Source organism: Nodosilinea sp. LEGE 07088 (assembly GCF_015207395.1).
In the GTDB taxonomy this organism is placed as follows: domain Bacteria; phylum Cyanobacteriota; class Cyanobacteriia; order Phormidesmidales; family Phormidesmidaceae; genus Nodosilinea.
The window spans coordinates 1-24,012 of the sequence record NZ_JADEWX010000089.1; the positions used below are offsets into that span (position 1 = coordinate 1).

Below are 24,012 nucleotides of genomic sequence, written 5' to 3' on the forward strand. Positions count from 1 at the left end.
GGATTATCGTGATCTTAGATAAACAACTCTGAAGCTTAGTGGGAAGGATGGCGCCAAGCGAAGCGTGCCCATCACTCTACAATTCAAACCCCGGCGTCTTCTAGCAGCGATCGCATCTCCGCCCAAGATAGCTCCCGCTGGAGATATTGGGGCGCAGCGGGGTTGTAGGGGCCAACCATAATATCAATCGATTGAATCTCAGCCTCCGCAGGCAACACCGGCACCTCGGGGTCGGTGGCAGTAGGGCGCATCAACGAACTCGAAAAGCCACGAAAAATCAGTACCTCATCGGCTTCACCATCGATCACCGCCTGCACCAGCAGCACCAGCGACGGCTGCCTGAGGGTGTATTGCTCAAGCCGAAACCCAGGATTCATCACCGCACCCACCCATCCACTCGCCCACCCATCCACCCATTCACCGCCCTAGTTGATCGCCTGACGGCCCTGCTTGCCCAATCGCACAAACACAAACCAGGCCAGGGAGGCCACATAAATGATCAGGCCCACAATGCCAAAGAAGCCCAGGAACCCCTGGGTGTAGCCCCCGTGGAAATATTCTCTATAGAGCAGCGGGGGTTCGAGCCAAACCTGGCAGTCGGCAGCCCCAAACCGCGTCCCGGAGAAGGCGCAGGGCAAAAAGCCCAGCAAAATTGCCCCGCCAATGATGTTGTAAAGGGTAATTGCCCAGCGCCAGGCGCTAAACACTAGCTTGAGCACCGTACCGGGCTGTTCACGAATTTCTTCGTTGAGATCGACCCAAAACCACAGCGAGATGGGAATTAGCACCCGTGCCATGAGCCCGGCCAAAAAGCTGATGTTGAAACCGCCAATCATCAGGTAGACGGTAATCATCAGCAGGCTGGCCACCTTCCAATAGATCAGCAGCAGCCGCTGAATGGCCTCGTTTTTTTGCACAAAGGCCCAGATCAGCAGCGCCAGCGGCATCAAGACCGTAAACAAGACGGCCAGACGGTAATCAGTCCAAACCAGGGCGCGCAGCAGCGAGGGTTCTAACATAGGATCGCAGAATGAATACGAGCAATCGGTGAAATTCAGCCTATAGCGTAGCATTTGCAATGCCACCGTTTTATGGGTTGGCCGGGCTCAGTCACTGCGTTAACTTTGGCACTGGTATTAGCTCTAATGAAGCGCAATCGATCATCAGATACACCACACTATCGATCAGCTGCAATGATCACATCACGCCATAACACAACTTTTTTTAACATTGTGTTACCTTAGGGCTGGCAACGACGGCTCAAACGCGCAAGGAATGTCACGATGACGCATCAATCTCCTCTCGCCCTAGAGCGGCAAAAGCTCGATATCCTGCATTTGTTTTTCTTTCTGTTAGGTGCGCCCCATATCTACGGTGCCCTGCGGTCAGCGGAACGACAGCGACAACAGCGAGCGCCAGTGCTTCAGTACCTATCGGTTGCGATGCTAGCGATGGCGATCGCGAGTGCGGCAGAAATGTGGCTGCTATAGCAGTGGCTGAGGCCGATGGCAATTGGCCTCAGCGGCCTAGCCCTGCTCTTGCAGTTCGCCGTAGGCCGCGTAGACCCCCTGCACGGTATACCAATTGAGAAAAATGCGGGCTAGTTCTAGGGCCAGGGCGGGGTTGCCCTGGTCAATTAACCAGCGCAGCAGCGGGGCCATGGTGTTTTCGTTGAGCCTGCCGCCTGCGGTCAGCAATCCCCAAAGCACTCGATGCAGCCAGGTCATTTGAATCATCATGCGCACTTCGCGGGTGGGGTGTTTTTTGTAGAAAATCGCCCCCATGCGGCCCCGCTGGATCTCCTGGTCAATCATCTTGGGAATCTGGTCGAGGGAGAAGGGGGCATGGTAGTGGTAGCCAACGGCGTCGGGCACCTTCACCATGGTGACGCCCAGATTTTTAAGCCGCACCCCCAGCTCCAGATCCTCCCAGCCATACTGGCTAAATTCGGTATCGAACAGACCGGCGGTCAGCAGCCAGTGACGGGCGATCGCCAGATTGGCCGTGTCAAAAAAGGCATTAGAAAAGTCCGTTACCTTGGCCGGTGCTGCGGTGGGCTGCTCGAAGTCACTGGTATTGATCAGATGCCCGGCGGTAAACACGCGATCGTCCCCCAGGCGCTGGTAGGCCTCGCTCAGCGCTTTGGCATGGGCCTGCATGCTCCCCGGCGGCATAATCACATCGCTGTCGACAAAGACAATGGTGTCGCCCTGGGCTACCTGCACGCCGTAGTTTCGTGCGGCCCCCGCCCCCCCGTGGTGGCGCTCGTGCAGCCGCACGTGGGGAAACTCAGCGGCACTTTGCCTTAGCCACTCCAGGGTGCCGTCGGTGGAACCATCGTCGACTACTACCAGCTCGTAACCCGTAATTAGAGCGGGGTCAAAAACCTGCTGCTCCAGGGCACGCAGGCACTTTTCGAGAATGGGCCTGCGGTTGTAGGTGGGGGTGACGACGCTGAAAAACACGGTGGGCCTCCAAATGGCCTTAATATCCTAGCGCCTCGACCGTCCCCCGGATGATGACAGTAGCCGTTCTGTCTTCAGCAAACCGTGGCATAATTCTGGTATATATGAACTTTAGTTCACCTGTATCTACATTAAAGTCACCGTGGTAAAGCACCCCAGGCATAGCAAGGGTTGGATGAAAAGCAGCGTGACTCGCCTTGGCCTCGGGGTGATCGCCCTAGGGCTGCTGGTCGGAGCGGGAGCCTGCTCTCGCTCCGGTGCCTCAGAGCCTGGCCCCCGCAATGTGACCCTGCACCAAAAGTGGGCTCTACAGCCGGGCGATCGCCTGGCCGGGTATCAGGTGCAGAGCGGCCTGGGCGATATTACGGTCGATATGCAGGGCAAGCGCGTGTTTATGCCCTTTGACGGCAAAATCCAGCCCGCTGAAGGCAACATTGACCTGTGCGTTATTTTGTCGAGTCCTGACGTGCCCGCCTACCTGTTTCGCATCTGCGGGCTGCGCCAGGTGCGGTTGGGCGATCGCGCCCAGGGAGAGCCCATCGGCAGCGGCGACATCGTGGCCTTTGCCACCCTCAGGCGTCAGGCCGATGGTTCTTGGGCTATGGTTGAACCCGCCAAAGAAATGATCGCCCAGTTTTTAGATCGCCCATAGCATCAGCTAGCCGCTAGTTCGACCCAATCAGGGTTTGTGGCGTAGGTTTGAGTCACGCTCACATTTTTAGGAAATCTTGCGGCAGAAGAATAGGGATTCCTGAGAATTCCTTTAGCACTAGCAAATCGCGATCGCCCGCTACAACTGCCTCAGCATCACCAACAACCCTTATCCAGCAGATTCTGCCTCAGTCTGAATCTGTTGCCGTACGTCTTTAACCAGAGTGCTAATTTCCTCCAGACTCATTTCGTTGGGGCCTGGCCCCAAGGCATCGATTTTTTGCTGCAGTTGGTCGAACTGAAGAGGTTTCTGGATTTTTTGGAAGGTAATGACATCATCAGTTACGGAAATCAGGTACTCGTCCCCCGGGTTCAACTGTTCTTGAATCTCGGGAGGGATCTTTAGTTGCCGGTCGGTGGTCACGCTTATGATGGTAGCTTTGCGCATGAGGCTTTTTACTGCCGCTGTTTAGGAGGTTTTACAAAATCCTAACTCCGCCGCCCAAAGAGCGGTCTCTAGCATGGTAGTACTCTATGAGTCCGAGATCATCCCCTTTATTTTGGAGATCACTGAGATAACCGAATGAAGATTGTACTTCCCAATGAGCAAGCGGTCATTCAAGACGCCCTGCGTATTCTGAATCAGACGATGGCCTCGTCTCAGGTAGTGGTTTTGATTAGCCGCTTGTGGTCCGATGGTGGAGATTACCCGCAGCAGCGGGATGAGCTGTTTGCTGACGAAACTGTAGACAGCCTGGCCGAGAAGATTCAGGCGTTTGAACAATCCGGTGATGGTAGAGGGGAGTAAGCCTCACAGCTATTTCCTAGTTAGCCTAACTTCTGGGAGACGCCTACATATAGGGTGGCGTCTCCCACTCGGTCATACCGAAACGTCACTGCCACGAAAACGAGATGTTATACGAAATCCGATTTGGGAAACCCCGATTCATAATCAGGAACCTCGTAGGGGCATAGCATGCTATGCCCCTACGAACCGGGGGTATGCAGGCAGGATTTGGTATTACCCTGTCCGAATCGTGGTGAACCATTTAGAAAACAGCAAAGCCCGCTCATCTCGGGCATTAGAAAGAATCCGATCGGGGCCGAAAGGGTTTCAGCCAGTTGGTCAAGATAGTCCGGCAGAGTTCCGGGGTGTGTATCCGCAATGAAATTAGCTTCCAGGAACTCTTTTCCAAATACATCACACTATCAATAGGACAGATGAAGAACTACTTCGATAGCTTTTTCTGAACAAACGTTTACGGCGGGGCATTGGTTTAGAAATTAACTCATCATATTCGACGGCAGAAGCTTTAATAGCTTTCTTATTACCATTATCACTATTTCAGTCTTCTAGATTCTTTCAAGCGAACCGGAGACAATGTTCTGAGAAATTTTACGATGCAGGAAACCAGGTCGCATAGCGTTTGACTTGGAGTGCTAAGGTCGCTGGATACCTGAGCTCAGTGGATGGCGCTATTCCTCCTCAGATAGGTCGGCACCGGGCAAACCTGCCTCTCCTTCGTTACCAGTCGCCCCGGTGGGAATGTCGAGGTCGAGCAGATCCGGCAGCGTTTCGACCTCGTCGGTGAGAGCATCCTGGCCCAGATCCCTCAAAATTGGGGCTGCCTCCTTGGGTTCCTCCGTGAAGACTGCCGACAGCACAGCGGGGAGGGTAGGCGCCATGGCAATGCGGTTTTTGTAGACCATGATCACCCGCGTCAGCGCGGGCAGCTGATTTTGCTCAGCCACCAGGTATAGCGGCTCCACGTAGATCAGTGATCGCTCAATCGGTATCACCAGCAGATTGCCCTGCTGCGCCCGCGAGCCCTGGGTATCCCACAGCGAAATGCGCTGGGAAATTTCGGGATCCTGGTTAATGCGGGCCTCGATCTGCTCGGGGCCAAAGACCAGCTCCTGCTTGGGAAAGCGGTAGAGCAAGCGCAGCCCATAGCGATCGCCATCGGATCGTGCCGCTAGCCAGGCAATTAAGTTGTTGCGCTGGGCGGGGGTAAACAGCCGCAGCAAAATAAACTCCTCGCTAGTTTCCTGGGGCAGCCGCATGATCAAGTAGTAGGGCTCGACCCGCTGGGTCTCGCTGGCGTAGATCTCGGTGGGAGCCCGCCACTGGTCTTCTCGGTTATAAAACACCTGGGGGTCGGTCATGTGGTAGGTCATCAGCGACTCCGCCTGCACCGAGAACAAATCTTGGGGGTAGCGAATGTGCGCCCGCAGCTTATCTGGCATATCTTCTAGGGTTTCAAACATGCCCGGTAACAGCCGACTCCAGGTTTGAATAATCGGGTCGTTGGGCTCAGACACAAAGAAGCTGACTGACCCGTTGAAGGCGTCCACCACCACCTTGACCGAGTTGCGAATGTAGTTAAAGTCGTTTTCGCCCGGGTCAGAGTAAGGGTAGCGACCGCTGACGGTGTAGGCGTCAATCACCCAGTAGAGGTAGTTCTCACCGGCCTGGGTGTTGAAATTGTCTAAGGTGATATTGGGGTCGCGCTCTAAAAAGTCTCTAAAGCTAACGCTATCTGGCGAGCGGCTGCCGTGCCGAGGGCCAGTCCCCCACTGGCTGGAGGCATCGTCGATATCGACGGTGACCAGGTAGGGGTCGGTGTCAAACCGCAAAAATGGGGCGATCGCCTGCACCCGGTCGGCAATATTGCGGCGAAACAGCAGCCGCGTGTCGTCGGTAAAGTCTTCGGTAAACAGCATCCGCCAGTCGAGCAAACGCCGGGCAAACAGCAGCCGTCGCCAGCCGCTCTCCAAGTTGATGCCGCCTCGCCCCAGATAGGTGGTGTAGACATTCTCGTTGCCGCTGGGGTAATCGAGCTCAAGCACCTGGGTATTCGTCATCACGTAGGTGTCGGTCAGCTCCCCAAAGTACAGGCGCGGGTCGCCAATGGGAATACTCTGACGCACCTCATCGCTGCTGGGAATATTGTCGATACCACGTACAAAGTAGGTGGGCAACCCATCGGGGCCAGCGGTATTGACCGGGCTCATGGTAAAGCCATAGCCGTGGGTGTAAACCAGATGTTCGTTGACCCAGGTTTTGGCAATCTCAGGCACCCGTTCGTAGTTGAGTTCTCGGGCTGAGACCATCACCTGGCGACGCTCCGAGCTCCGCTGCTGGTTGAGAATGTTGTAGCGATCGAAGTCGGCGTCTTTGAACTCGTAATAGAGCCGAATTTGCTGGAGCTGACGGTTACTCTCCAGCAGCGGCCGCGTGTCCCACAGGCGAATATTTTCTAGGGTCAGGTCGTTGTTCTCTAGATCTGCGGCAGTGAGTTCGCCGCTGGGGTCAAAGGGTTCTGACTCGATCTCGTCGAGCTCAAAGGCCGCCCGGGTGAGTGCGATCGAGTTGATGATGTAGGGCCGCTCCCGCTGGAGCTCATTGGGCTGCACGACCAGTCGCTGCACCAAGACAGGTGCTACTACCAGACCCAGCAGAGTCAACACCAGATAGCCGCAGATGCCCTTGGCTAGCAGTCGGGTGCGCCCAAACCCCTTCCACCAATCCAGTACAGCGGCAGCCTTTGCGGGCACTTGCCCTCCCAGTTTACGAATAGGATTTGGGTAACTCGCAGGTCTTAGACGACCGCGAAACAGAAAGATCAGACCTAGAACTAGGGTGAACACGGCCAGGGCCCAGTTGACGGGGAGCTGCACGTGGATGTGGGTGTAGCCAGCGCCATATACCACTCCCTCTTGCGAGTAGAGCACCTCGTATCGCCGTAGCCAGTGGCTGAAGCTAGTGGCTAAAAACAACAGCCCGGCCAGGGTATAGAGGTGCTGCTGCTGGGGCGGCGAAAAGCCATAGAAGCGGCCCTGGCTGAGGGTGTTGCTAGCCAGCAAGTAAACCAGGTAAACGCTTACCAGGGTAAAAAACAGCGTGCCGACGACCCAAAATTCCAGCAGGCTCAGCACCGGCAAACGAAAAATATAAAAGCCAATGTCCTGCTTGAACAGTGGGTCTACAGCGTTGTAGGGCACCGGGTTGAGGGACAGCAGTATCGTCGGCCACTGCTTAGCCAAAATCAGCCCATAGCCCAGGCTCATCAGAACTGCGGCCAAGCGCCCCAGCTGCCTGGGGTAGAGCAAAAACGCTACGGTGCTAATGCCCAAAGCCAACAGCAACCAGGGCTGAGCAATGAGAATTTGCCCAATGACGGTGATCGACTGCAGCTTGGGCCAGAGGGGCAGCGGTGTGCTGGAGTCGTAGAGGCTGGTGGTCTGGCGCCAAAAGTTCTGGGCAATCTGCCCCTGGTAAACCAGCTGCACCCCCACCAAGAAGCTCAGGGTGCCCCCCATCAGCAGTAGACCGCTGAGGCTTAAACTGCGCACCCGAGCCGGGCGATCGCTCGGTGCATCAATCGGTTTAGCCCGATCTGCCAGGGTGAGATTGCCCCAGGTAAACCCCAGGGTCAGCAAAACGGGCACAATGCCCAGAAGCAGCTGCGATCGCAGCTGTAGCCAAAACACATCGAGGTAGTTGACCTCAGCAAACCAGAGGCGCTCCGCCTCCAAATTGACCAGGGCATCTAAAAACATCAGGGTTAGCAGCCCTAACCCCAAGCTCAGCCACCCCCATCGGGGTAGGCCCTTGGCAAATGTCTTAGATATCATTGGTCTGACCAACAGACAGCTACCCTAGCGGTGCCTCGATTGTAGCGTCGTTGGGCCGAGCCGCTATGAGCAGGTCTTATTGGCAAAATCACACTGGTAAATAAACGGCTCCTGCCACTGCAGCGGAATTTCGAGTAGGTCGCGCACGCCGGTCACCCCCTGACTGATAAACAGCAGCACCGCCACGGTGTTAAGCGCAGCGTGAATTAGCCGCCACCGCTTAGATTTATAGATTTCGGGCAGGGTAGCCAGGGCGAAAATCATCAGCATGGCCGCCACCATCCCAAAATAAAAGTGGGAGAGGTGCCACTCATAACCGCGCCGAAAGACCCCTGGCTGCATACCCAATAGCCACAGCCCCATGCCGGTCAACGTAGCAAAGGTGCCGCGCCACAGCTGACTACTAGCGCGGTAGAGCAGCACCAGGGAGGCGATGGTAAAGACATACATAGCCACCGCAAAGACGCCCCGAAACGGATCTTCGGCCCAGACATTCTCGCGACCGATGGTTTTGAAAATCGGGTGGGCCAAACCCAGTAACACCAGCGCGACCACCGCGCCAGCTAGCCACTGACCGACGCGAACATGCTCTCGACCGACCACGGGGGCAATCGTGGTCTTGGTTTTGCTGGCCACAGCCAACCGCCGCTGGCGGGTTTGGGCCGCAAAATAGACGGCAACGCCGATCAGCGGCATCACCACCGTCACGGCCATAAACGGGTGCAACATTCTCAGTAAATCGGGAGTATCTAACATGGCAAGTCTCCTGGGGGGGAAAGCGTACTGGGAGGTGCTAATCGGTGCGGCCTCTACTGTGGACACGGTCTGGCGTAAGTGCCGATGACACCAAATCCTAGGCGATCGCCCTAGGGCCAAAGATTAAAGCGAGATAAATGTTGTTCTAGGGCCTTGGGAAGCTGCTTAGCCAGGTCAGCCCTAGCTTTGAAGGTGAGTCGATTTTGAGCCGGTAGGTCAAAGGGGTATTGCCCTGCAATATCAGGGCGATCCATCTGGGCCAGCAAAATTTGCTCCGCAGGCTTGGCCTGCAGCGCGTAGCCCATCTCAACGCAGACGTGGGGGCTAGGCACTAACAGGGTAGTATTGCTCTCCACCGCTACAATCGGGGTGCCGTCAGCTACAAATAGCAGCGACTTGCGAATTTTGCGCGTCAGCGCGCTGTTGAGCCGAGCGGGGCCGTCGCTAAGGCGGTGCGACACCTCCAAGGTGAGAGCCACCCGCGATTTTTTATTGAGGTTCTCCACCGCATCGGTCAATACCTGGTGCAGCACCTCTGCCGACGGACTGTATTCGGGCTGATAGCAGAAGTAGATCATCGGCTCCAGGTGGGCCATCACCTCTAGCTTAGTAAAGTAGATCTCGTGGCTAATCAGGTCAATATTGGCGATCGCATAGCCGCCGCTGCCCTCAATATAAAACTCCACCGTTTCGCCATCGAGATACCGCTGAAACCAGGCCGACTGCTTGACGTCGTCACTGTCGTCCAAAAAATCGGCCCGCAACGCCGACTTTAGCAGACTATTTTTGCTCAGTCGCAGATCGTGAGGGCGCTTTTCTAGCTCCCTCACCGGCTCGTAAGCTTCGAGATACCAGGCTTTGAGGGCAATAATGGCCATAGGACGTCATCCTCGGGGGCTGGGCAATGGACTGAGCAGCACAAACATTGGGAGTCAGAATTGGGAGTCAGAATTGGGAGTCAGAAATTATCGCTTGATTCTAAAGCCAGATAGCCCATATCAAGGGAACAAAATCGAAAGAAATATTGCGCCCTGCCCTCCGGTACTGGGCTCGAATATCGAGCCAGTATTCAAACCCGACCCCCTGCCCCGCGCTGAACCATGGCCCACCGCAGCCACTATCCCTGTGCCTAAGGCTTTGTAAAGACCCCGAAAAAACACTTAAAAAGCGATGAACTTCATGGCTCCACTCCAGTTTTTTCGACGGGCCTGTGCCACCATCGAAACTATCCCAGGAGACGCCCAAGGGGGATGGCCACCATCCCCTACCCTGACATCCATCTGACATCGTCACTCAACAGCCTTTGCACCATACATAGTAGGTGACATAGTAGGTGCGTTCGGGTTGCTTTACCCCCTTTCTTTACGGCGGAGGTAGCGACCCCAGTGCATACATCGACGAATGAACAGACAGCCTCCCTTTCGCTTGCCTCGGTTGAGCTCAGCTAAGACGAGTCAACCATCCGTTGCGCCAGCAGAGGTTAAAGGAGGTACCCCGGCAGCCGCTGCTTTTTGATACCAAGACTACCGTAAACAATTATTGGAACCTGTAGGTTGATATGACCGTAGCTCAAAACCGCACTAAACAATCTAAATCTGGCCCTCAGCAAGACTTCTCGGCCCAGACCCCACCACAAAATTACCCTATAAATAAACTCGATATTGTCCCCGACCACCCACCGTTAAGCCGCGTGACCAATAACATCAAACCCCTACTCGAGAAGGTCTACCCAGTAGAAACCGCCGAACGGTTGACCACCGAAATCTTTGCCCTAGTCAAAGATACGCTCTGCCCCTCAGGCCGTGAAGACCTCAAAAAATGGAACCACAATAACGTTCTGTTGATTACCTATGGCGACAGCATCGTCGATGGTCAGCGGGCGCCCCTATCGGTGCTGGCTGGCTTTCTCGAAACCCACCTCCAGGACACCATTACGGGTGTTCATATCCTGCCTTTTTTCCCCTATAGCTCCGACGACGGCTTTGCCATCATTGACTACCTCAAGGTCAACCCCGAGTTGGGTAACTGGGACGATGTCAAGCGCATCGCCACCCACTTCAATCTGATGGTTGACCTGGTTGTCAACCATATTTCCAGCAAACACGAATGGTTTGAGCAGTTTAAGCAAAACCAGCAGCCCGGCTGCGACTACTTCATCACCGCCGACCCCAGCGAAGACCTCTCTCAAGTGGTGCGCCCCCGCAGTTCGCCCTTGCTCACCCCGGTAGCCACCGCCGCAGGCGAACAGCACGTGTGGACGACCTTCAGCGCTGACCAGGTTGATGTCAACTTTGAAAACCCCGACGTGCTGATTGAATACATCAAAATTATTCTTTTCTATGTGGAGGCGGGGGCGCGCTATATCCGCCTCGACGCGGTGGGATTTTTGTGGAAAAAGCAGCATACCGACTGCATCCACCTACCCGAAACCCACGCCATGGTGCGACTATTTCGCGAAATTTTGCAGCTGGTCGATCCGGGTATTGCCCTGATTACCGAAACCAATGTGCCCAACCGCGAAAACCTGAGCTACTTCGGCAACCGCAACGAAGCGCACATGATCTACAACTTCAGCCTGCCGCCGCTGCTGCTGAATGCGCTCATGCAGGGCCGCTCTGAGCACCTCAAAACCTGGATGATGAGTATGCCCCCGGCCCCCATTGGCTGCGCCTACTTTAACTTCACCGCCTCCCACGACGGCATTGGCATGCGCCCCGCCGAAGGGCTTCTCACCGGCGATGAGTATGCCCAGTTGATCACCGCCATGCGCAATTTTGGCGGCAAAATCAGCATGCGCAGCCGCCCCGATGGCACTGAATCCCCCTACGAAATCAACATTTCGCTGTTTGATGCCCTCAAGGGCACGGTCAAGGGCGAAGACGAGTGGCAGGTAGAGCGCTTCCTCTGCTCCCAGACCATCATGATGGCGCTAGAAGGTATTCCAGCCTTCTATATTCACAGCCTGCTGGGCACCCACAACTACACCGAAGGGGTCGAAAAAACGGGGCACAACCGTACCATCAACCGCTACAAGTGGGATCTTGAGGCGCTGGAAACAGCCCTGGCAGACCCCACCACCTCCCATGCCAAGGTGCTGAACGAACTAAAGCGGTTGATCAAGATTCGTCGCCAGCAGACGGCGTTTCACCCCAATGCCACCCAATACACTCTGCACCCCATGAATCCGGCCCTGTTTGCCTTTTGGCGGCAGAGCCTGACCCGTGATCAGAGCATTTTCTCGGTACACAATCTGAGCGATCAGCCCCAGGAACTGCGTTTGAGTGATCTCAATCTGGTCAGTACCGACGACTGGTATGACCTGATTAGCGATGACAAATTCCCTGACCTGGATATGGTCTGTGTTTTGAGGCCCTACCAGTCGGTGTGGATGACTAACAAGCCCAACTCGGCCCACGACGACACCATGCCGACTCTGTTGTAAGAAAAACCCTGTAGGGGCTCAGCATGCTGAGCCCCTACAGGGTTTCATCAAGATTTCAGTTAACCGCAGAGATTAAGGTGATGAGCGGTTCGCGACTACCCAAATGCTTCGCGCCTAGTCTAAAAAGTTGCGCTCGTCGTCGAGGCAGGCATCCCAGCTCGCCGAGAGGGCATCGGCAACCATTGTCTCTAGAGCAGCCGCGTTGACCGATCGCGTAATGTTGTCGTGCATCGGGTCTGATAGCGGCATCAGACGCAGTCGGCGATTGTCTTGCACCAGGTCAAAATAGTGGCCGTCGGACTCAGTTTTGCCGAGCTCTAGGCAATCAAAACTAAAAACGTTGATATAAAGTGTATGATTAGCCACAAGCGTTGCCTGCTGCCCATCAGCAAAGACCTCCATGACCAATCCCTGGTCTTCGGCAAGGACAACGTTGTCTTGAAGGTGGCGATATCGAACCTGCCCCAGGTCTTGCAAAAGCCTAAGCATGTCAGTTTTGTTGACAATGATCCCGCTATCGATTAAACAAGGAGCAGGAACACTCAGATCGCTGGCACGCTCACGATTCATGGGGATTTAACCACGCTACGTTGGCTGACAGAGCAAAGCTTCTCGCTATCGCTCCTGTGAATCTATATCCACGATACTCGATATTGCTGGGAATGATCTGTCCTGGAATTTCGGATATTTGTGGAAATTTCTGATCTAATTTTGCCAAATGCCCGGTGGCTAAGACTTCCGCTAGACAGCTGAAGTCTCCGTAAGATGGCTGAAATATTTTTTCGCATCGTAGAGATGGATCCGTGAACCAAATATCTCCGGCGCCAACGACTGAGAAATTTCCCCGGCCCGGCTGGTTTTCTCGGCTGGGAGGATCTATTTTGTTCTACACGCGATTGCCTCTTCCCTTTGGATGGGTGCCCAGCTTTGAAGGAATTGCTGTTTTTGCTCCGGTGGTGGGGCTGGGGTTGGCGACTGGGTTGGGCGGTGTCGATTGGGCCTGTGGGCAGCTGGGCATGCCTGAGTTCACCCGCAGTGCTGTGGTGATAGCGCTATGGATGTGGCTGACGGGGGGACTCCATCTCGATGGCGCGATGGATACTGCTGATGGGCTGGCGGTGATGGAGCCTGAACGGCGGCTGGCGGTGATGGCCGACAGCCGCGCCGGAGCCTTTGGGGTGATGGCCGCGATCGCAATTCTCGGCCTTAAGACCCTGGCCTTAGCTGAACTCAGTAGTGGACGCGCCTGGGTGCTAGCGGCAGCGCTGGTGTGGGGACGCTGGGGGCAGGTGGTGGCGATCGCCCGCTATCCCTACCTGCGGCCCGAGGGCAAAGGGGCGCTGCATCGAGAGCATCTGCGATCGCCCCAAGACTGGCTGCTAGGGCTGGCGCTAGGGGTTGGCCTACACGGAGCTTGGCTCTGGCTCTACCCCACCCAGTACCGCCTGGTCGCCGTTAGTCTGGTCGCGGGCCTGCTGTTGTCTATAGCGTTAGGAGCCTGGTTTAATCGCCGTCTGGGAGGTCATACGGGCGATACCTACGGGGCCACCGTGGAATGGACCGAAACCCTGCTGCTGTGCCTGGCCACCTTGGCTGGGTAGGCAGCCATTAATGCAAACGCTGGGGAGCCAAGGAGCTAGAGGACTGGCTGCTGAGCGTTTGGGCATTGCATTTTTGATGCATACCCGTATCCATCAATCCCAGCGCTTAGAGTAATCGCTATAGCCTGCCTCGGTAGCTGAATGTTAGCGAATTGCGCCCAGGGTGTTTTTCCAGCTCAGTTCTTTGGCCAGCACCGTCAGCGCCTTTTGGTCAGCACCGTTGAATAGATCGCTCTTCACCAGTTCAGCCAGCACCTGCTGAGCTAGCTGGGCCGCAAACATGCCTCCAGAGCGCAACAGATGGCTGTAGTAGCTAAACTGGGTCTGCCCCTGGTCATTGCAGTGAAAACGGTGAATCTGCTCGGGCAGCATTTTGTAGACCGAGGTGTTAGCGGGTACTACCACCTGAGGAATACCCTGCTTGCCGCAGGCCTGATCATCATCAGTCTTCTCCATCGCGCCTACCAGCACTACCCCCAGCAGAGTGCGCGTTTCTTGCACCAGATCGGGGGTGAAGAGGGGGTCGGGTTCGCTCGATAGGCGCGGCCCGGTGTTCAAAAACAGCGGGTTAAATAGCTGAGAGTTATAGATCAACCCTACCGCCCAGTGGCGATCGCTATCGAAGCTGACAAACTGGCCAAACCCACAGTCTTCGGGCGACGGTGGTGAGCTAACATCCTGGGCGTCATCGACCTGCACCACGTAGTCGCAGTGGGAATTGGACTTCACCACTTTGCCCAGGCGACAGCGAGTAGAGACTGAATTAGACAAAGCCATAGCACGCTCTAGGGTGGAACATGGGTACTTATTGTAGAGCGTCTCTGGCTGAACGATGCAACCGTCTAGCCTGGCAGCACCACGTCTAGCGCGGCTGCTAAAGCGGAAAGCTTTGGTCGAAGTCGCTCCGGGTCATGGGCTGACTCACTTCTAGGCCTTCGCCTCCCAGCAGCGTCAGCGGCTTACCATCCACTGAAATCCACACTGGGGCGGCGGGGTCGAAGGCGGTGGCGGTGTAGATCACCTGGCCCAAACGCCCCATCATGGCCGCGCTACCGCCTCCAGTTTGAAAGTCGCTGGACAAATCCACATGCACCCCGTCGGCCTCAACCTCAGCTTTGATCAGCTGAGTCTGCTCCGGGATGGTTGTAAAAGCTTCCTGGCTGGGGTCACCCGCTTTAGAGAGCAGATCGCTAAAGGCAGCCGTTACTTTTTCTGAGGGAGAGGCCTCTGCCGCTACTGATATTGTTTGGGCCACGAGCTTAAAGCCAGTACCGGTATCAGCCAGCCAGTAAATCTGACCCGTAGAGGTGACTGGGGCGGGCTGCTCGGCTGGATCCTTAGGGGTGATGTCTTCTGTTTTAGGAATCTCTGCCGGGTTAGTTGCCTCCGGTGCTCTGAGTATGGGTTCGGGGTCAATCTCCAGGTTGGGGAACTCTGCCACCGGAGGTTTGGGGTTGAGGGTACGCCAGGTAAACCAGGCCACTGACCCGCCCGAGGTCAACACCAGGGCCATGAGCCCAACCAAAATACCGAGGGGAATACGCCGTAGTTTGTCTTTGTAGTCCATGGTGGGTTCCAAACGGAGTTGTAGTGTCAGCCTAGATCATCTCCAATAACCCTAGGGCGCTGGGGGGACAGCTTGTAAAGTTGGCTGCTGACTCAGCAGAGGAGAGGTCGGTTCTATTCTGGCAAAGATAGCGATATCTAGCGCATTGTCATGCACTTTAAAGTCAATCACTCGGGTAAGCACTCCTAATGCCTCTAGCCGCCTGAGGGTGAGCTGGTCTTGGGCACCCTGCACAAACGACTCCAGCAGTTCGGGAGGTGTCTCTGCCCCATCAACGGTAATGATGGGATCGACGAGGGTAAACCGATGGCCGTTGACAACGGTCAGTCCCAAATCCACTACGATGGCGACGTTTTCCTGAGTGACCTGGTCTTGCAGATCGACCATAATACGAAAGCGATCGCCCTCTAAAAACTCCAGGGACGGATTGGCCAGGCCGTAGCGGTTTTGCACCCGCGCATTGGCTTCGCCTGGAAGACTAAATTGCAGAGTGTCAAGCCAGCCCTGCACCAGGGGTGACTGAAAAAAGGCATTTAAATCACTGTCTTTGAGGCGCAGACGTAGGGCCGCTTGGGCCGGCTCATCCAGGTATAGCTTGCCCTGCTGCAGACGGCCCAGGTCGACGTCTACGACATCGGTCTCTAGATCAATCGAGTCGATGCGCAGGCCGGGCAGCTGCCGGGTCTCTACTCCCCGAGCGGCCACGCGGACATGGTCGATGCGGCCACTCACAACTTGATAGTTGGGAGCGTTGTCGATACGGACTTGCAGGTCTTCTGCCCCGGCGATCTGGTCCCGCAGAGCGGTTTCAGCCAAGGTGTCGAGCACCACGCCCCCGGTGCCAACTACGCCCATCAGGGCTGAGAGAAAAATGGTAATCAGTTCCATGGCCTGGGCCTGCTATAGGGCTGGACTAGCGAATGGCCAGCAGTTCTTCGTCGATCCAGCCCTTGACCAGGGCCACTACATCGGTCAGGGCCACTTCTTGGGTAATGCCCGTGGCCCGCTCAACTACCTCCACTTTGCCGTCACCCAGGGCGCGCCCGGTGACAATGCGGTAGGGAATACCGATCAGGTCAGCGTCTTTGAATTTAACCCCGGCCCGCTCGTCGCGATCGTCGAGCAGGGCTTCGACCCCGATGGCCAACAGCTCTTTATAGATGGCTTTGGCCGCTTCTACTTGACGATCGTCACCCATGTTGGGAATCACCACAATCACCTGGTAGGGCGCAATGGAGACGGGCCAGATGATGCCATTTTTATCGTAGGACTGCTCGACGGCGGCCTGGGCCAGGCGCGACACACCGACCCCATAGCAGCCCATCATCAGCGGCAGTTCCTCTCCGGTTTCGCTAGTAAAGGTAGCCCCAAGCGCCTTAGAGTATTTGGTACCGAGCTGAAAAATATGGCCAATCTCAATGCCACGAGCGGTTTGCAGGGTTTGGCTGGGGTTGTGCAGGGCGTGATCGCCCGCGGTTGCCTTGCGCACATCTACCACCTGTTTGGGGAGCACAAATTCCTTGCCCCAGTTAGCGCCAACGACGTGGTATCCCGCTTCGTTTGAGCCAGTGACGAAATTTTTGAGGTCAAGGGCGGTGCGATCGCACAACCTCAAAAACTTAGGCTCCAGGTCTTTGCCACCATTGATATAGTCATCCTCCAGGCCGGGATTGATATAGCCCAAGGGCAGAGGCTTAGCCGCCCACTGGCGCTGGGCCTCTGCATCAGGCACCGCCAGGGCCAGCATGGTGGTGCCCCCGTAGTGGGTGGCCAGCTTGGTCAGCTCATTGGTGAGCTTCACCTCGTTAACATCCTGGTCGCCGCGAATACTCACCAGCACCAGCACCTGTCGACCGTTGTCAAATACGGCTTGATACAGCACATTCTTGACGATTTGGGTGGGCGAGCACTTGAGGAACTGGGCCAGCGATTCAATCGTAGGAGTGTTGGGTGTATCCAGCTTTTCAAACTGCGTGAAGGTCGAAGGCACTGCCTCCACCGGCAGAGATACCGCTTTCTCAACGTTGGCGGCATAGTTACCGTCTTCGGTGTAGAGCACCTCGTCTTCGCCTGCGGCAGCCAGCACCATAAACTCGGTTGAGCCCGACCCACCGATCGCCCCCGAGTCGGCATCCACGGCCCTAAACTCCAGCCCGCAGCGACGCAGAATATTGCTGTAGGCCGTATACATCTCTTCGTACGTGGCCTTGAGACTGGTCTCGTCGGTGTGAAACGAATAGCCATCCTTCATAATGAACTCGCGCCCGCGCAGCAGCCCAAAACGGGGCCGAATCTCGTCGCGAAACTTGGTCTGAATTTGGTACAGATGCAGCGGCAACTGCCGGTAGGAGCGAATCATATCGCGGGCGATGGCCGTGATCACCTCCTCGTGGGTGGGGCCGAGGCTGACCTCCTGCTGACGGCGATCGGTCAGCGCAAACATAATGCCCTCGGCTTTGGTGTAGGTATCCCACCGGCCCGACTCCCGCCAGAGCTCGGCGGGCTGAAGCTGGGGCAGCAGACACTCCTGAGCCCCCGTGGCATTCATCTCGTCGCGGACAATATCCGAGATTTTGTTCAGCACCCGCCACAGTAGCGGCAGGTAGGCATAGACCCCGCTGGCAATGCGGCGCATATACCCGGCCCGCAGCAGCAGCTTGTGGCTGGGGACCTCAGCCTCTGCCGGATCTTCCCGCAGGGTGACAAACAGCATTTGGGATAGACGCATGAAAGGCTCCAGGGAGTGACGGAAAAGGCCTATAGGCCATAGTAAACGAGGACGTGCAACCCTGACCTAGCTCAGCCCCCCTGCTTAGCAAGGGTCTACATTTGACGTCAAATCGGGAATGGGAAAGAAATCCGCTACAGTGTCTAAACAGCCATTCTAGGATTGCTGCCGGGAGATTACCCCTGCGTTGTCCAGAATTGTTGTGTTGCAAAGGAGACGGCATCTACCTACCGTTCCTGAAAATAGCCCACCTAGAGACCGCCGCTCCAATAGCAGGCCGGCATCAGCATCTCTGGGATAGGCACACTGCCACCTTATTGTTCAACTATGAAAAAAGTTTTCGTCCTCGATACCAACGTATTGCTTCACGACCCCACGGCAATGTTCAGGTTTGAGGACAACGATGTGGTACTGCCCATTACCATTATCGAAGAGCTCGATCGCTTCAAGAAAGGCACCGCCGATACGGGCCGCAATGCCCGCTACGTATCGCGCACCCTCGACGACCTGCGTCAGCAGGGCTCTCTAGTACAGGGCATTCCCCTGGCGCAAGGGGGCACCCTGAAAGTTGCCCTGTGCCACCGCGACACCTTGCGTCAGCTGCCTGCTGAGCTAGAGGGCGACCAGGGCGACAACGCCATTTTGGCCGTGGCGATGGAGTACAGGCACCAGCATGATTTGCCAGTAGTGCTGGTGAGCAAAGACACCAATCTGCGGATTAAGGCCGATGCCGTAGGGCTGGTGGCCGAAGACTATGAAACCGACAAGATCGACATCGATGACCTCTACACCGGGGCGCTAGAAGTCATGACCACCGCCGAAGCCATGAGCCAGCTGTTTGGCGACGGGCACCTCAAACTAGATATGCCCCTGTATCCCAACCAGGCGGTGACGCTGGTAGATGAGGCCAACCCGACCCATACGGCCCTGGCCCTGGTGCAGGGCAGCAGCGGCAAACTGGTGCCCCTGGGCAAGTTACCCCATGCCGGGGTGTCGCGGGTGCAACCCCGCAACCGCGAACAGCGGTTTGCCTTTGAGCTATTGCTGCAAGATTCAATTTCCCTGGTGACGCTGGTGGGCAAGGCGGGAACGGGGAAGACGCTGCTGGCGATCGCCGCCGGGGTGCAAAAGGTCGCCGACGAACGGCTCTACTCGCGCCTGCTGATCGCCCGCCCGATCGTGCCCCTGGGGCGCGATATTGGCTACCTGCCCGGCGATATTCGCGAAAAGCTGAACCCCTGGATGCAGCCCCTCTACGACAACTTTGACCTGATTTTTGGCACCCAGGATATGCGCGGTCGCCCTGAGCACTGGCGACGGGGTCACGAAGAAATGATCGATCAGGGACTCTTGCAGATAGAGCCGCTGACCTACATTCGCGGGCGATCAATTCCCAAACAGTTTTTGGTCGTGGACGAAGCCCAAAACCTCACTCCCCACGAGGTCAAAACGATTCTGACTCGGGCCGGGGAGGGCACCAAAATCATTCTCACAGGCGACCCTGAGCAAATCGACAACCCCTATGTCGATGCCTCTAGCAATGGCCTCACCTACGTGGTAGAGCGCTTTAAAGATGAGTCCTTAGCTGGCCACATCACCCTGACCAAAGGTGAGCGATCGAGCCTGGCCGAGCGAGCCGCCCTGTTGCTGTAAGTAGCTGGGCTCATTCAAATGTAGGATGGGTTAGCGATAGCGTAACCCATGCGGGAGTTGGGTTTCGTTCCTCAACCGCAACCTACAGTGTCTTACATTTAATTGGAACTTCCTACTTAGCGGCGCGCGATCGCAGCTAATAGTCGAGTTCTTCTTCGTACTCGGTGACCTTTTTCTTCTGGGGAATGTTGAGGGGCTTGGCCTCGTAGGGCTGGCCGTCGTCTTCCTCGGTCCAGACATCTTCGGTCACGTCTTGAAAGTCGGCGTCGTAGGCCTTGTAGCTGCTCTGGTCGTCGAGGGTAGCGGCCTGGTAACGTTCGGCGGGCTGCTGGGCCTGAATTGGTTCTTCAAGGCGCTCGGGTTCACCCCAGTCGTCGTCGCTCCAGCGCTCTTCGGCGGCGGCGGGGCGGGCTTTGCTAAACTCGGCGGGTACCTGCACCCCAGAGGGCAGTTGGTTGGCGGTCGATACCGGCATGATGTATTCGCTGTCGTCGTTGCGATCCCACGGGGCGCTGCCAATGCCCAGGCGCTCGAGCAGGCCGACGCTGAGCTGCACCATTTTTTCTTCGGCCCCCTCAAATACAATCAGGCGATCGGGGCCGCTGCTGACGACTTCATCGATGGAAAGCTCGTAGGTGCTGATCACCTGGTCGGGAATTTGGGGTAACCCAAAGGAAGCAATCACGATAGTTTCGATGCGACCGTTGGTGACATCGAACTTAAAGCCCCGCACCTTGCCCAACGGCTCACCGGTTTCGGTAATGACTTCGCAGTTGACCAGGGTGCTGTAGGGCGCCACACCCATTTCGTCTTCGAGCACGGTCTCATCATCGACCAGAATGACATCGCCAATTTGGCGAATGCTGGTGATGGGCATGACCTGCTGGGTACTCGACACCAGCCCCGACATAATATTCTCCCGCAGGCCGATGGCCACCACTTCGCGCTGATCGACATCGACCCAAACCTGGCTCACCACTCCCAGACGCTGGCCAGAGTTGCGGGTAATGACTTGGGTACCCAAGAAGTCAGAGCGGAGACGATATTTGTCTAAGGTCATGTTTAGTGCATCTCGTGGGCCGAGACAAAAGAGCGCTAGGTTAAGGAGCAGGCCTTGGGCAAACCGCATTACCCGAGGCAACACGGCACTCTAAACCTGAATAGCTATCTTAACCAGAATCGTCTAATTCTACAGGAGGGACGACCGAACCACCAGACAACGGCTATCAGCCTGTCACTACGTGCTCAATCGATCGCGGATTAGCTATTCGCTTTGAGGCATCTAAAATCTCAAGACCTACGATATTTCCAGCCTCGTCATAGTCCAGTATGGTGCCGGGTTTTTCTTCGTCGCTTTCATCCACAGCCGCATCACTAAACAAAATACGCAAAACATCTACTTCGGCGTCGTAGACCACCTTCATGGCTCAGCCCTCCAATATTTTGAAATCCGACTGGTTCGGTACACCGTAACCATCACTGTGGGTTCAGTGTCCCCATCAACAATAGCTCTCACCAGATAAATCTTGCCATTGGCAAACTCAAGCTGCGACTGGTAAGCCCGTCTACCGTCTCGCTCATCCACAACTTGCTGTGGATTTTGGAGCACGCGAGCCAAATAATCCCTTGGAATATCTCGGCGGACTAATTCTTGCTCGGCATGGGGAGATAAGTAGAAGTCCATGGCATTGGCACAATAGCTAAGACCTTACCCCTCGCTATTATCAGCGTCTGGTTTAGCGATTAAGGAAGCCTGCGATGCACCGTCGCCAAAATTCTGTAAGGCCTGGGCCAGATCTAACCCTGTCGCCTGCTTCAGCTGCTCCATAAACGCGGCCAGCTTGGTGGCATTGCCGCCGCGCCCCGGATCGATCACGGTAATGCTCTCGACCTCTACATCGGGTACGGTGGCAACCAGGTTGGCCAACAGCGACTCTAGCTTTTGGAACAGAAAGATCTCGCGGGCGTGATTGCCTGCGGCCTGCCAGGTGGTGGCCAGTTCGCGAATGCCCTCGGCGCGGGCACGGCCATCTTCGACGATGCTGGCGGCATCGCCTTTAGCCCGGGCCTGGGCCTGCTGGCAGGCGGCGATCGCTGGGGCAATCACATCGGCCTGGAGCTGCTGCTCAACCTGGTTGCGGCGCTCGCGCTGGACGGCGAAGGCGGCCTCGGTGCGGGCGACTTCGGCGGCGATTTCAGATTCGGCTTCGGAGATGGCGGCCTGGCGCTGGCTGAGGGCGTTTTGCAGGCGGCGATCGGCGTCGGCGCGGGTGGTTTCTATTTTGGCTTCGATCTGGCGCAGAGAGGTGCGTTTGAGGTTTTCGGCGGCCTGGAGAGCCGACTGGGCCTTGGCCTCGGCCTCAGCAATCCGGGCATCGCGCAGCAGGTCGGCCCGCTGTTTGCGCCCGATGGAGTTGAGATAGCCGACATCATCGGAGATGTTTTGAATTTGCAGGTTGTCGAGAATCAGGCCCAGTTGGGCCAGGTCGTCGTCGGCTTCGTCGAGCAGGTTGCGCACAAAGGCCATTTTGTCTTCGTTCACCTGTTCGGGGGTGAGGGTAGCCAGCACGCCGCGCAGGTTACCTTCCAGGGTTTCGCGGGCGATTTTCTCGATTTCCTCCCGGCTTTTGCCCAGCAGTCGCTCGATCGCATTGTGGATGGCGGGTTCTTCGCCCGCAATTTTGATATTGGCCACGCCATCGACATTGAGGGGAATACCGCCCCGAGAATAGGCACTGGCCACCTTCAATTCAATGATCATGTTGGTCAGTTCCATGCGGAACGTCTTTTCGAGCAGGGGTTTGCGAATGCTGCTGCCGCCCTTGACCAGCCGATAGCCCACCCGACGGCCATCGCTGACGGTGCGGCGATCGCCTGCAAAAATCAGCACCTCGCTGGGCTGACAGATGTAGTAGAGATTTTTAATGATCAACAGCAGGCTGCCGGTGGCCCCAAACATGACCACCAGTAGGGCAAAAATCAGGCTCATGGGGTGTTCTCCGAAGGTGGAATGAGGGGGGATGAGGGAGATGAGGGAGTTGGCGGAGCGGGAGGCTGCCCAATGGGAGACGAAAGCGCCGCTAGGGGAATACCGAGGATATCCTCGGACTGGTGCAGAAACTGCTTCACCATTTCGGGGTAGGCGTTAAGCAGCGATGCGATCGCCTTGCCGTCGCCGTTGTCGATCACATTCACGTGGCCCAGATGCAGTCGCCCGGGAATGCGCCCCGCCTCTTTTAGTACCATTTCGAGCTGCTGCACCAGAAAGATTTGGGAGGCATCGACGCCAGTGTCTTGCCACACCTGCACCAGCATTTGGCTGGCCTGGGCCGAGGCCTTGGCATTTTCTTCGAGGGTGGCAGAGGCCCCCCGCGCCTGGAATTCCTGGGCCCGCTGCTGGGCTCGAGCAGGCAGCACCTGTTCTACCTCCAGACGAGCTTGCTCTAGCTGGGCACGAATAGCCTGGAGTTCGCGCTGGGCACGGGCGCGAGCCTCAGCGGCAGCGGCATCGGTACGCTCCTCTTCGATGCGAGCCTGTTTTTCCACGTCGGCGGTAATGCGGCGCAGCTCGTTTTCTTTTTCTTGAATCACGGTGCGCGCCTGGGTTTGGGCGACTTCTGCCTGTTTGGTGCTGTCGGCCTCAGTTTGCTCAGCTTCGGCCACGGCGTTGGATTCGGCGATTTCGGCATCGCGCACCACGTTGGCAATCTGCCGCCGCCCAATGGAATTGAGGTAGTCAACGTCATCGGAGACGCTCTGAATTTTGAGGGTGTCGAGGTGCAGCCCCAGCTTGACCAGGTCGTTGCGCACGTCGCTGGCGATGCGCTCGGCAAATTCCAGCCGGTCTTCGTTCAGCTGCTCGGGGGTGAGGGTAGCGACCACACCGCGCAGGTTGCCCTCCAGGGTTTCCCGCGCTACGCGAGCAATTTCCTCGGCTCCCCGCCCCAAAAAGCGCTCGATCGCATTGCCCACCAGGGCCTCGTCGCGGGCAATTTTGACATTGGCGATCGCCTGAATATCCAGCGGGGTGCCGCCCTTGGAATAGGCATTGGTGACCTCAATCGGCACCGGCATGGTGGTCAAATCCATGGTTTTGACCGTTTCCAGAATGGGAATCCGGAAGGTGCGCCCGCCATAGATCACGCGGTAGCCTAGGGTCTGGCCATCGGCACGGCGGTACTTACGCCCGGAGATGATCAAGATTTTGTTGGGGTCGCAGATCTGCACCAGGGCATTGACGCCCCAAATAGTGATCAGGATGGCAAAGATCAGGACTGCGATCGCCCCACCTCCAAGAGCCCGTCCCCCACTTTGCCCAATCACGGGAGGAGATGTCGGTACCAATGCCACCATTCCTGACTCTGTTCGGCTGATTCCATCCGCCATGCCTAATGCGCTCCTTTAGACCCCATGGATCTCGTCCTAGTTGAAAACTTTGAATCTTGCATTTTGAACTTTGAATTCAAAATGCAAAATTCAAAATGCTACCTACCCCTCCACCCCTCTACCCC

At 56.5% G+C, this 24,012-nt stretch carries 23 protein-coding genes; 6 read left to right on the forward strand and 17 right to left on the reverse strand.

Annotated features, from left to right (window positions below; genetic code table 11):
* Positions 1-83 precede the first annotated feature (83 nt).
* Positions 84-377, reverse strand: coding sequence for a hypothetical protein (locus IQ254_RS18240; protein WP_193967609.1), 294 nt, complete (start codon positions 375-377; stop codon positions 84-86).
* Positions 378-425: 48 nt separating this feature from the next.
* A complete protein-coding gene (locus tag IQ254_RS18245; RefSeq protein WP_193967590.1) occupies positions 426-1,019 on the reverse strand; it encodes a DUF3177 family protein in 594 nt (197 codons plus the stop codon).
* 264 nt (positions 1,020-1,283) lie between these two features.
* Between IQ254_RS18245 and IQ254_RS18250 the strand changes: the two genes are divergently transcribed.
* Complete coding sequence (locus IQ254_RS18250) at positions 1,284-1,490, forward strand: hypothetical protein (RefSeq protein WP_193967591.1); 207 nt, start codon at positions 1,284-1,286, stop codon at positions 1,488-1,490.
* Between the two features lie 36 nt (positions 1,491-1,526).
* On the opposite strand, the gene IQ254_RS18255 is transcribed toward IQ254_RS18250, so the two are convergent.
* Positions 1,527-2,465 (reverse strand): glycosyltransferase, encoded by a 939-nt coding sequence (locus tag IQ254_RS18255; protein WP_193967592.1) that lies wholly within the window; start codon positions 2,463-2,465, stop codon positions 1,527-1,529.
* 175 nt (positions 2,466-2,640) lie between these two features.
* Between IQ254_RS18255 and IQ254_RS18260 the strand changes: the two genes are divergently transcribed.
* Positions 2,641-3,117 (forward strand): hypothetical protein, encoded by a 477-nt coding sequence (locus IQ254_RS18260; protein WP_193967593.1) that lies wholly within the window; start codon positions 2,641-2,643, stop codon positions 3,115-3,117.
* Positions 3,118-3,285: 168 nt separating this feature from the next.
* On the opposite strand, the gene IQ254_RS18265 is transcribed toward IQ254_RS18260, so the two are convergent.
* Positions 3,286-3,564, reverse strand: coding sequence for a hypothetical protein (locus tag IQ254_RS18265; protein ID WP_193967594.1), 279 nt, complete (start codon positions 3,562-3,564; stop codon positions 3,286-3,288).
* Between the two features lie 135 nt (positions 3,565-3,699).
* Between IQ254_RS18265 and IQ254_RS18270 the strand changes: the two genes are divergently transcribed.
* Positions 3,700-3,924 carry a hypothetical protein gene (locus tag IQ254_RS18270; RefSeq protein WP_193967595.1) on the forward strand — a complete coding sequence of 75 codons (225 nt, stop codon included), beginning with the start codon at positions 3,700-3,702 and terminating at the stop codon, positions 3,922-3,924.
* 668 nt (positions 3,925-4,592) lie between these two features.
* Here the strand turns inward: IQ254_RS18270 and IQ254_RS18275 are convergent.
* The 3 genes from IQ254_RS18275 to IQ254_RS18285 form a co-directional block, all read right to left on the reverse strand.
* Positions 4,593-7,754 carry a UPF0182 family protein gene (locus IQ254_RS18275; protein WP_193967596.1) on the reverse strand — a complete coding sequence of 1,054 codons (3,162 nt, stop codon included), beginning with the start codon at positions 7,752-7,754 and terminating at the stop codon, positions 4,593-4,595.
* 63 nt (positions 7,755-7,817) lie between these two features.
* Entirely contained in the window at positions 7,818-8,510 is a 693-nt protein-coding gene (locus tag IQ254_RS18280; RefSeq protein WP_193967597.1) for a DUF4079 domain-containing protein, read from the reverse strand.
* Between the two features lie 110 nt (positions 8,511-8,620).
* The gene (locus IQ254_RS18285; protein ID WP_193967598.1) at positions 8,621-9,388 is read right to left on the reverse strand and encodes a hypothetical protein; all 768 of its coding nucleotides are present in this window, start codon (positions 9,386-9,388) and stop codon (positions 8,621-8,623) included.
* Positions 9,389-10,068: 680 nt separating this feature from the next.
* Between IQ254_RS18285 and IQ254_RS18290 the strand changes: the two genes are divergently transcribed.
* Complete coding sequence (locus IQ254_RS18290; RefSeq protein ID WP_228040855.1) at positions 10,069-11,952, forward strand: alpha-amylase family glycosyl hydrolase; 1,884 nt, start codon at positions 10,069-10,071, stop codon at positions 11,950-11,952.
* A gap of 114 nt (positions 11,953-12,066) precedes the next feature.
* Here the strand turns inward: IQ254_RS18290 and IQ254_RS18295 are convergent, their stop codons facing one another.
* Positions 12,067-12,522 (reverse strand): hypothetical protein, encoded by a 456-nt coding sequence (locus IQ254_RS18295; RefSeq protein WP_193967599.1) that lies wholly within the window; start codon positions 12,520-12,522, stop codon positions 12,067-12,069.
* A gap of 233 nt (positions 12,523-12,755) precedes the next feature.
* Here IQ254_RS18295 and cobS point away from each other — a divergent pair, with 233 nt between their 5' ends.
* On the forward strand, positions 12,756-13,553 hold the full coding sequence (gene cobS, locus IQ254_RS18300) for an adenosylcobinamide-GDP ribazoletransferase (RefSeq protein ID WP_313887489.1): 798 nt from the start codon (positions 12,756-12,758) through the stop codon (positions 13,551-13,553).
* 144 nt (positions 13,554-13,697) lie between these two features.
* On the opposite strand, the gene IQ254_RS18305 is transcribed toward cobS, so the two are convergent.
* The 4 genes from IQ254_RS18305 to IQ254_RS18320 all read right to left on the reverse strand — a co-directional run bounded on the left by IQ254_RS18305 (position 13,698) and on the right by IQ254_RS18320 (position 17,848).
* Positions 13,698-14,330, reverse strand: coding sequence for a hypothetical protein (locus IQ254_RS18305; protein ID WP_193967600.1), 633 nt, complete (start codon positions 14,328-14,330; stop codon positions 13,698-13,700).
* A gap of 97 nt (positions 14,331-14,427) precedes the next feature.
* Positions 14,428-15,120, reverse strand: a complete 693-nt coding sequence (locus IQ254_RS18310; protein WP_193967601.1) for a GerMN domain-containing protein — start codon at positions 15,118-15,120, stop codon at positions 14,428-14,430.
* 51 nt (positions 15,121-15,171) lie between these two features.
* Positions 15,172-16,008, reverse strand: coding sequence for a DUF2993 domain-containing protein (locus IQ254_RS18315; protein WP_193967602.1), 837 nt, complete (start codon positions 16,006-16,008; stop codon positions 15,172-15,174).
* A gap of 25 nt (positions 16,009-16,033) precedes the next feature.
* Positions 16,034-17,848 carry a proline--tRNA ligase gene (locus tag IQ254_RS18320; RefSeq protein WP_193967603.1) on the reverse strand — a complete coding sequence of 605 codons (1,815 nt, stop codon included), beginning with the start codon at positions 17,846-17,848 and terminating at the stop codon, positions 16,034-16,036.
* A gap of 327 nt (positions 17,849-18,175) precedes the next feature.
* Between IQ254_RS18320 and IQ254_RS18325 the strand changes: the two genes are divergently transcribed.
* Positions 18,176-19,501, forward strand: coding sequence for a PhoH family protein (locus IQ254_RS18325; protein WP_193967604.1), 1,326 nt, complete (start codon positions 18,176-18,178; stop codon positions 19,499-19,501).
* 136 nt (positions 19,502-19,637) lie between these two features.
* Here the strand turns inward: IQ254_RS18325 and IQ254_RS18330 are convergent, their stop codons facing one another.
* From IQ254_RS18330 to IQ254_RS18350, 5 genes are all read right to left on the reverse strand, one after another.
* Positions 19,638-20,561 (reverse strand): PRC-barrel domain-containing protein, encoded by a 924-nt coding sequence (locus tag IQ254_RS18330; protein WP_193967605.1) that lies wholly within the window; start codon positions 20,559-20,561, stop codon positions 19,638-19,640.
* Between the two features lie 166 nt (positions 20,562-20,727).
* Positions 20,728-20,925 carry a DUF2283 domain-containing protein gene (locus IQ254_RS18335; protein WP_193967606.1) on the reverse strand — a complete coding sequence of 66 codons (198 nt, stop codon included), beginning with the start codon at positions 20,923-20,925 and terminating at the stop codon, positions 20,728-20,730.
* Positions 20,922-21,185 (reverse strand): DUF4258 domain-containing protein, encoded by a 264-nt coding sequence (locus tag IQ254_RS18340; protein ID WP_193967607.1) that lies wholly within the window; start codon positions 21,183-21,185, stop codon positions 20,922-20,924. The genes IQ254_RS18335 and IQ254_RS18340 overlap by 4 nt, the downstream gene beginning before the upstream one ends.
* Positions 21,186-21,209: 24 nt before the next feature.
* Positions 21,210-22,490: a flotillin family protein gene (locus IQ254_RS18345; protein WP_193967608.1), complete on the reverse strand. Its 1,281-nt coding sequence runs from the start codon at positions 22,488-22,490 to the stop codon at positions 21,210-21,212.
* Positions 22,487-23,887 (reverse strand): flotillin family protein, encoded by a 1,401-nt coding sequence (locus IQ254_RS18350; RefSeq protein ID WP_228040856.1) that lies wholly within the window; start codon positions 23,885-23,887, stop codon positions 22,487-22,489. Before IQ254_RS18350 ends, IQ254_RS18345 begins: the two co-directional genes overlap by 4 nt.
* Positions 23,888-24,012 lie beyond the last annotated feature (125 nt).

What these genes read in the sequence shown, in the direction of transcription:
- IQ254_RS18240 (WP_193967609.1), bottom strand. Translation starts at nt 377, where the DNA reads ATGAATCCTGGGTTTCGGCTTGAGCAATACACCCTCAGGCAGCCGTCG.
- IQ254_RS18245 (WP_193967590.1), bottom strand. Translation starts at nt 1,019, where the DNA reads ATGTTAGAACCCTCGCTGCTGCGCGCCCTGGTTTGGACTGATTACCGT.
- IQ254_RS18250 (WP_193967591.1), top strand. Translation starts at nt 1,284, where the DNA reads ATGACGCATCAATCTCCTCTCGCCCTAGAGCGGCAAAAGCTCGATATC.
- IQ254_RS18260 (WP_193967593.1), top strand. Translation starts at nt 2,641, where the DNA reads ATGAAAAGCAGCGTGACTCGCCTTGGCCTCGGGGTGATCGCCCTAGGG.
- IQ254_RS18265 (WP_193967594.1), bottom strand. Translation starts at nt 3,564, where the DNA reads ATGCGCAAAGCTACCATCATAAGCGTGACCACCGACCGGCAACTAAAG.
- IQ254_RS18270 (WP_193967595.1), top strand. Translation starts at nt 3,700, where the DNA reads ATGAAGATTGTACTTCCCAATGAGCAAGCGGTCATTCAAGACGCCCTG.
- IQ254_RS18275 (WP_193967596.1), bottom strand. Translation starts at nt 7,754, where the DNA reads ATGATATCTAAGACATTTGCCAAGGGCCTACCCCGATGGGGGTGGCTG.
- IQ254_RS18280 (WP_193967597.1), bottom strand. Translation starts at nt 8,510, where the DNA reads ATGTTAGATACTCCCGATTTACTGAGAATGTTGCACCCGTTTATGGCC.
- IQ254_RS18285 (WP_193967598.1), bottom strand. Translation starts at nt 9,388, where the DNA reads ATGGCCATTATTGCCCTCAAAGCCTGGTATCTCGAAGCTTACGAGCCG.
- IQ254_RS18290 (WP_228040855.1), top strand. Translation starts at nt 10,069, where the DNA reads ATGACCGTAGCTCAAAACCGCACTAAACAATCTAAATCTGGCCCTCAG.
- IQ254_RS18295 (WP_193967599.1), bottom strand. Translation starts at nt 12,522, where the DNA reads ATGAATCGTGAGCGTGCCAGCGATCTGAGTGTTCCTGCTCCTTGTTTA.
- IQ254_RS18305 (WP_193967600.1), bottom strand. Translation starts at nt 14,330, where the DNA reads ATGGCTTTGTCTAATTCAGTCTCTACTCGCTGTCGCCTGGGCAAAGTG.
- IQ254_RS18310 (WP_193967601.1), bottom strand. Translation starts at nt 15,120, where the DNA reads ATGGACTACAAAGACAAACTACGGCGTATTCCCCTCGGTATTTTGGTT.
- IQ254_RS18315 (WP_193967602.1), bottom strand. Translation starts at nt 16,008, where the DNA reads ATGGAACTGATTACCATTTTTCTCTCAGCCCTGATGGGCGTAGTTGGC.
- IQ254_RS18320 (WP_193967603.1), bottom strand. Translation starts at nt 17,848, where the DNA reads ATGCGTCTATCCCAAATGCTGTTTGTCACCCTGCGGGAAGATCCGGCA.
- IQ254_RS18325 (WP_193967604.1), top strand. Translation starts at nt 18,176, where the DNA reads ATGAAAAAAGTTTTCGTCCTCGATACCAACGTATTGCTTCACGACCCC.
- IQ254_RS18330 (WP_193967605.1), bottom strand. Translation starts at nt 20,561, where the DNA reads ATGACCTTAGACAAATATCGTCTCCGCTCTGACTTCTTGGGTACCCAA.
- IQ254_RS18335 (WP_193967606.1), bottom strand. Translation starts at nt 20,925, where the DNA reads ATGAAGGTGGTCTACGACGCCGAAGTAGATGTTTTGCGTATTTTGTTT.
- IQ254_RS18340 (WP_193967607.1), bottom strand. Translation starts at nt 21,185, where the DNA reads ATGGACTTCTACTTATCTCCCCATGCCGAGCAAGAATTAGTCCGCCGA.
- IQ254_RS18345 (WP_193967608.1), bottom strand. Translation starts at nt 22,490, where the DNA reads ATGAGCCTGATTTTTGCCCTACTGGTGGTCATGTTTGGGGCCACCGGC.
- IQ254_RS18350 (WP_228040856.1), bottom strand. Translation starts at nt 23,887, where the DNA reads ATGGCGGATGGAATCAGCCGAACAGAGTCAGGAATGGTGGCATTGGTA.